We start from the raw sequence: 7041 nt of genomic DNA, 5'->3' as shown, positions 1-7041 counted from the left end.
CCCGAGGATCACGACCGGGCCGGCTGCGTGAGCAGCCGGCCCTCTCTGGACGGATCGATCAGCGTGCGAAGCGACGACGCAGCAGCAGGCCGCCGCCGGTGGCGATGAGCAGGCCGCCCGCAAGCAGCGCGCGGTCGGTGTTGCGCGAGCCCTGGCCGTCGTCACCGGTCACGATGAACTGGTAGGCGGTCATCGCGGTGGCACCCTCGGGAGCCCCGATGGCCATCGAGTCCTCGCGGGCGCGCTTGCCCTCGGCGACCAGCTCGGCGTACATCTCGCCGTAGCTCTGGGCGGTGTCCTGACCGGCCTGCGCGATCTTCTGGCTGCCCTTCTCCGAGAGCTGCTTGGCGCCGTCGACGATCTGCGGAGCACCGTCGCGGGCCTGGCCGAGACCGTCGTCGATCTGGCCGGCGCCGTCGGCCGCGGCACCGAGACCGTCGGCGAGCTGGTGCGCGCCGGTGTTGGCCTGGCCGAGACCATCGCTCAGCTGGGACGAGCCGTCCTTGAGTTGGAGACTGCCCGCGGCGAGCTGGTTGACGCCCGCGCGAAGCTGCGGAACGGCGTCGTTGAGCTGACGGCCCCCATCGACGAGCCGTGCCATACAGGCCCGCAGGCTCTGCCGCTTCTCGTCCTTAGTGTCGCAGGGGCCGGTCGGCGTGCCGAGACCCGCGGAGATCTCCGCGAGCGAGCTCTTGACCGTCTGGGTTCCGATCGAGACGAGTAGCGCGTTGATGGCGTCGACAGTCAGCTTGCCCTTGTAGCCACTACCCGACTTCTCGACCCAGTCATGCGCCACGCCCAGCGCTGCCGCGACGTCGGGGTTCGACTGGTCCAGGTTGCTGAGGTGGTCCTCGATCTCGACGAGCGCGCCGAAGACCGTCTTGCCACCGTCGCCCGCGGTGCCTGCGGAGCCGATGTCGTCGTTGACGGTCTTCGCCCAGCCGATGAGCTGATCGATCTGCTGCTTCTTCGCCGGGTCAGTGACGCCGTCGTACATCTTCGTGAGGCCGGCGGCGATCGCTACCTGGCCCGCATAGATCTGGTGCACGCCGTCCGCCAGCTGCGGCGTCTTCGACTTGAGCTGCTGCAGCCCGTCGCTGAGCTGGCCGGCGCCGTCGGCGAGCTTCTTGCCGCCGTCGTCCAGCTGGGTGGTGCCGTCGGCGAGCTTGTGGGCGCCGGGCACGGCGGTGTCCTTGAGGCCGGTGCTGAGCTGGCCGGCGCCGTCGTGCAGCTTGATCAGGCCGGCGACGAGGTCGGAGGCCCCGCCGCGCAGGCGGACCAGGCCGTCATCCATCTGGAGCGCGCCGTCGGTGAGCTCGACACCCGTGTCGGCGCCGCCCTTGTAGCTGGCGGCCGCGCCGGAGAAGGTCGGGCTCTGCAGCGGGTCGACCGGCAGCACCTGGAGCTCGGCACGCGGGACGACGCCGTCGGTGATGTCGGCGCTGTAGCCGAAGGTCGAGGTGGCCGGGCCGACCGGGGGCAGCAGGGTCATGGTGAACTGCATCTGCGTGCCACCGTGGCCGTCGCCACCCATGCTCGCCTCCTTCGAGACGACGTTGTCGAAGTTCTCCGGGGCGGTGGTGCTGAGGCTGCCGACGAGCGGGATCGGGACGTCGACGGACTTGGTGACCTTGCCACCCTTGCCGTCGTTGAACGTCAGGTCGGTCGGGACGGCGGTGACGTTCTCGACCGTGTACGTGACCTCGAGGTGACCGGACTTGCCGACGAGGTCACCGGGCTTCACGACCTTGCCGTCGAGCTTGTAGACGATCTTCAGCGTGACCGGCAGCTTGCCCTTGTAGTTGCTCACCGAGCGCAGCTGCTTCTTGCCGTCGACGGTGGTGTCGACGATCTGGTTGCCGTCCTTGACGGAGACACCCGAGAACCCGTTGAGGTTGCGCAGCCCGTCGGTGGCGATCGGGTTGGAGAGCTTGACCGAGCCGTGGCCGGCGAGGGTGAGCTGCTCGTAGACGTGCTGCATGCCGAGCGTGCCGTCGGGGTCCAGGTAGACCTGGACGCTCTCGGTGTTGGTCACCTTGACCCCGGAGTCGCCCGAGGTCGCCGCGGTGGCAGCGCCCGTACCGAGGACAGCGGTGGTCAGGACAGCCGCGACCGCGAGCGGGCGCAGGTAGGTCGGACGCTTCTTCATCGGGTCACCTCGGCCTTGCTGATGTTGATGGTGTCGCTGACGGGCGCGGCCGGTGCCACGGGCGCGACCGGGGCAGCCGCGACGGCGACACTCCTGGTGCCGGCCAGCACAGCGACGCCGAAGCCGACGGCGACGGCGACGAGCAGCGCGGTCAGCGCGTCCATCGACGTCTGCGCGACCTCGGCCTCGTTGGCGACGAAGCTCGTCTCGTACGCGGCGGCGAGCAGGGCCACGCCGACGAGCATGGCGACCAGCGGCAGGCGGGTGCGGCTGATGGCCACGGCGAGGAGGCAGATCGCCAGGGTGATCAGCGCGGCGACGGTCCGGCCGCCCTCACTGTCGGGCATCAGGGCGGCGCGCAGGATGAAGCCGATCCACGAGGCGACGAAGCCGATCACGAACGCACCCAGGCGGGCGAACGCCGAGCGCTCGGGGATCAGGGCGACGACACCGCCGGCGAGCACGCCCGCGAGCGCGTACGGCTCGATCTCCAGATCCATCGCGGAGCTGACTCCGATGACAGCGACCACAGCGACGGCGAGCAGAGCTCCCACCACCAGAGACGACAATGTTGCGCGCATCGCGCGGACTCCCTCCGAAGCATGTTCCATACGCCCTACGCGCGGAACGGCCCGCACCCTCCCATGGCGCGAACCTTGAGGAAGTGTAGGCTGGATCACATTCTTTGCACATTTATCGGCACTTCTGCCGCAGTTCGCGGTGGTTTGCACAAAAATTATTTGGACGTCCACGGTTCCAGGTTGCTGCCAGATAGCCCGCCGCGGCGCCCGCGGCCAGCGCCTGAGGTTGCACCTGGTTCGCGTCGTCGCTCGCTAAGACGCCTAGGCTCTCTCTCCGTGACTGCGACCGCGTCGGCTCCGCCGCGCTCCAAGGTGCTCGCCCTGCTGCGCGGCACGGCCGGGATGGCCATCGCCACCCTGGTGATGAACGTCGCGACCTACGGCTTCCAGATGATCGCCGCACGCCTGCTCGGCAACGAGCGCTACGGCGGCATCGCGAGCCTGATGAACCTGCTGCTCATCATCAGCGTCTTCCAGCTCGGCCTGCAGGCCACCGCCGCGCGTCGCGTCGCCTCGACGCCCGGCGACGTGCGCGAGATCGAGCAGGTCATCAAGTCCGTCAGCTATCGCACGGCCGCGATCCTCGGGGTGAGCATGCTCGTGCTCGCCAAACCGGTCGAGGAGCTGCTGCGCCTCGACAGCATCTATCCGGCGCTCCTGCTGGCCGTGACCGCCGTTCCGCTCACCGTGCTCGGCGGCCAGTGCGGCATCCTCCAGGGCGAGCGTCGCTGGTCCGAGCTCTCGCTGGTCTACCTCGCTACGGGCGTGCCGCGCGTCATCGTCGGGGTAGGCGCGATGCTCGTCCGACCGACGGAGGGCGCTGCGATGGCCGCCGTCGCCCTCACCGCCTTCGCGCCCGCCATCGTCGGCGCGTTCGTCCTGCGACACCGGCGCAGCGACGCCCCGCACCGGGCTGTACGAGCCACCGTGCGCGAGATGCTCAGCGGCTCGCTGGCCCTCCTCGGCTTCTTCGTGCTCTCCAACATCGATCTGCTGATCGCGCGCAACATCATGCCGGGCAAGGGCGCCGAGGCGGCCGCGGCCGGCCTCTACGCCGGTGGGCTCATCGTGACCAAGGCGCTGCTGTTCCTTCCCCAGGCCGTGGTGGTCATCGCGTTCCCGTCGATGTCGGCAGTGGGCACACGCCTGCGGGCGCTGCTCACCAGCCTCGGCGCGATCGCCGGCCTGGGTGTCCTCGGCATCGCCGGCACGGCAGTCCTGTCCGGCCTGGCCCTGGTCTTCGTCGGCGGCGACGACTACAGCGCCATCCAGCACCGGCTCTGGCTCTTCGCCGTGATCGGGACGTTCCTGTCGCTGCTTCAGCTGCTCGTCTACTCGGCCCTGGCCCGCCAGCACCGCGCCGCCAGCCTGATGGTCTGGGCAGCGGTCGTCGTCCTGCTCGCCCTCGGTGCGCACATCCACTCGATCCCGCGCCCCGACCGCCTCGACGCCCTCATCCACGCCGTCATCGCCGTCGACGGGGTCCTCACCGTCGCCCTGCTCGCCCTCAGCCTGTGGCACCTGCGCCACGACCAGCGGACGCCGCGGCCCGAGACGCTGACCGCCTGACCGGTGCGGCTCGACTAGTGAGCCGCCTCGTGCCAGGAGTGTCCCGTCCCCACCGACACGTCGAGCGGCACCAGCAGGTCCGCCGCCGCGCCCATCTGCTGGCGCACGACCTTCTCGAGGGTGTCCCTCTCCCCCGGCGCGACCTCGAGCACGAGCTCGTCATGCACCTGGAGCAGCATCCGCGACTGGAGACCGGCCGCCTCGATGGCGTCCTCGGTCCGGAGCATGGCGACCTTGATGAGGTCGGCGGCCGAGCCCTGGATGGGCGCGTTGAGCGCCATCCGCTCGGCCATCTCGCGGCGCTGACGATTGTCGCTGGTGAGGTCGGGCAGGTAGCGACGGCGGCCGAGGATCGTCTCGGTGAAGCCGGTCCGGCGAGCCTCGTCCACGACGCTGGCCAGATAGTCGCGGATGCCGCCGAAGGTCAGGAAGTACTCCTCCATCAGGCCGCTGGCCTCGCCTGGCGAGATCCCGAGCTGCTGGGAGAGCCCGAAGGCCGACAGACCGTACGCGAGGCCGTAGTTCATCGCCTTGATCTTGGCGCGTTGCTCGGGCGAGACCGCGACGTCCTCGGCAACGCCGAAGACCCGCCGGGCGGTGATGGAGTGGAAGTCCTGGCCGGACCTGAACGCCTCGATGAGCCCCTCGTCGCCCGACAGGTGCGCCATGATCCGCATCTCGATCTGGCTGTAGTCGGCGGTCATGAGGCACTCGTAACCCGTGCCGACGACGAACCCCTCGCGGATGCGGCGCCCCTCCTCGGTCCGGACCGGGATGTTCTGCAGGTTGGGCTCCGTCGACGAGAGCCGGCCGGTCGCGGCGATCGTCTGGTTGAACGTGGTGTGGATCCGGCCGTCGGGCTGGACCGTCTTGAGCAGCCCCTCGATCGTGACGCGCAGACGCGTGACGTCGCGGTGGCGGAGCAGGTGAAGCAGGAAGGGATGTTCGGTCTTCGCATAGAGACCCTGGAGCGCGTCAGCATCGGTGGTGTAGCCGGTCTTGGTGCGCTTGGTCTTCGGCATGTCGAGCTCGTCGAAGAGGACCACCTGGAGCTGCTTGGGCGAGCCGAGGTTGATCTCCTTGCCGATCACCGCGTACGCCTCCTCGGCGGCCTGGCGGACCTCGGCGGCGAAGTGCGCCTCGAGCGACTCGAGGTGCTCGGAGTCGATCGCGATACCGGTCTGCTCCATCCGAGCGAGCAGGCCCAGCAGCGGCAGCTCGAGGTCGCCGAGCAGCGCCGTGCCGCCGGCGGAATCCACCTCGGCGTCGAGCGCCTCGGCGAGGTCGAGGACGGCCCGCGCGTACACCATCGCGGTGTCGGCGACGTCGTCTGCGCCACCATCGAGGTCGTCGAAGAGCGCCCCCTGGCCACCGCCGTCCTGCTCGCTCTTGAGCTCGCGCTTGAGGTAGCGGACCGTCAGGTCGGCCAGGTCGTAGGAGCGCTGGTCGGGGCGCACCAGGTAGGCGGCCAGCGCGGTGTCGCGCGCGAGGCCGGCGAGCGGCCACCCGTGACCGGCCAGCGCGAGCTGGGGGCCCTTGGCGTCGTGCAGCACCTTGGGGCGGGTGGGGTCGGCGAGCCAGGCGGCGAGGGCGGTCTCGTCGGCGACCTCGAGGTCGTCGACCTCGACGTAGCCCGCGGCACCCTCGCCGTCGACGAGCGCGATGCCGTCGACGCGACCGGTGCCGGAGCCCCACGCCCCGCGGACGTGGACGCCCACCCGACCCGTGTCCAGTCCCTGGAGGAAGGCACTCACCTCTCCGGCCGCCAGCCGGCGTCCGTCGAGCTCGAAGCCGCCCTCCTCGACCTGCTCCTCGCTGGTGAGCGTCTCGAAGAGCCGGTCGCGCAGCACCCGGAACTCGAGGCTGTCGAAGAGCGTGTGCACCTCCTGGCGGTCCCACGGCTGCACCGCGAGGTCGGCGGGGGCGGCGCCGAGCTCGAGGTCGGTGATGAGGTGGTTGAGCCGACGGTTGCGGATCACGTCGCCGAGGTGGGCACGCAGGCTCTCACCGGCCTTGCCGGTGATCTTGTCGACATGGGTGATGACGTTGTCGAGGCCGTCGTAGGCGGTGATCCACTTCGCGGCGGTCTTGGGCCCGACGCCCGGGACGCCGGGCAGGTTGTCGGAGTCCTCGCCGACCAGGGCGGCGAGCTCGGGATAGCGCTCGGGCGGCACGCCGTACTTGGTCTCGACGGCCTCGGGCGTCATCCGCGCGAGGTCGGAGACGCCGCGCATCGGGTAGAGCACGGTCACCTCGTCGCGGACCAGCTGGAGCGAGTCGCGGTCGCCGGTGAGGATGAGGACGTCCATCCCGGCGTCGCGTGCCTGGGTGGAGAGCGTGGCGATGATGTCGTCGGCCTCGAAGCCGTCCTTCTTCAGGAACGGGATGTGCAGCGCGGTGAGCACGTCCTCGATCAGCGGCAGCTGGCCGCGGAACTCGTCGGGCGTCTTGGCCCGCTTGGCCTTGTACTCGCTGTACTCCTCCATCCGGAAGGTCTGCCGCGAGACGTCGAAGGCGACGGCCAGGTGGGTCGGCTGCTCGTCGCGCAGCACGTTGATCAGCATCGAGGTGAAGCCGTACACGGCATTGGTGTGCTGGCCGGTCGTGGTGGAGAAGTTCTCCACCGGCAGGGCGAAGAACGCCCGGTAGGCCAACGAGTGACCATCGAGCAGGAGCAGGCGGGGACGCTTCGCTTCAACCACGGGCGCGAGCCTAGACGAAGTGGGCGAGGAGCATCGACCT

4 protein-coding genes are annotated in these 7041 nt (G+C 69.8%); 1 reads left to right on the top strand and 3 read right to left on the bottom strand.

The annotated features are described in order from the left end of the window. Positions 1 to 58: 58 nt before the first annotated feature. Positions 59 to 2149: a hypothetical protein gene (locus KSO98_RS06585; protein WP_225284291.1), complete on the bottom strand. Its 2091-nt coding sequence runs from the start codon at positions 2147 to 2149 to the stop codon at positions 59 to 61. Further along, a complete protein-coding gene (locus KSO98_RS06580; RefSeq protein WP_225284290.1) occupies positions 2146 to 2703 on the bottom strand; it encodes a hypothetical protein in 558 nt (185 codons plus the stop codon). The genes KSO98_RS06585 and KSO98_RS06580 overlap by 4 nt, the downstream gene beginning before the upstream one ends. A 303-nt stretch (positions 2704 to 3006) precedes the next feature. On the opposite strand from KSO98_RS06580, the gene KSO98_RS06575 reads away from it, so the two are divergent. Continuing rightward, positions 3007 to 4299, top strand: a complete 1293-nt coding sequence (locus KSO98_RS06575) for a lipopolysaccharide biosynthesis protein (RefSeq protein WP_225284289.1) — start codon at positions 3007 to 3009, stop codon at positions 4297 to 4299. Between the two features lie 14 nt (positions 4300 to 4313). On the opposite strand, the gene polA is transcribed toward KSO98_RS06575, so the two are convergent. After that, complete coding sequence (gene polA, locus KSO98_RS06570) at positions 4314 to 7001, bottom strand: DNA polymerase I (protein WP_225284288.1); 2688 nt, start codon at positions 6999 to 7001, stop codon at positions 4314 to 4316. Positions 7002 to 7041 lie beyond the last annotated feature (40 nt).

The sequence above is a fragment of the Nocardioides nematodiphilus genome (assembly GCF_020216525.1).
Classification (GTDB): domain Bacteria; phylum Actinomycetota; class Actinomycetes; order Propionibacteriales; family Nocardioidaceae; genus Nocardioides; species Nocardioides nematodiphilus.
Note: the sequence above shows the minus strand (reverse complement) of the source record. Positions and strands in the feature narration are given on the sequence as shown.

Coding starts and splice junctions, on each gene's coding strand:
- KSO98_RS06585 (WP_225284291.1), bottom strand. CDS start 2,149: ATGAAGAAGCGTCCGACCTACCTGCGCCCGCTCGCGGTCGCGGCTGTC.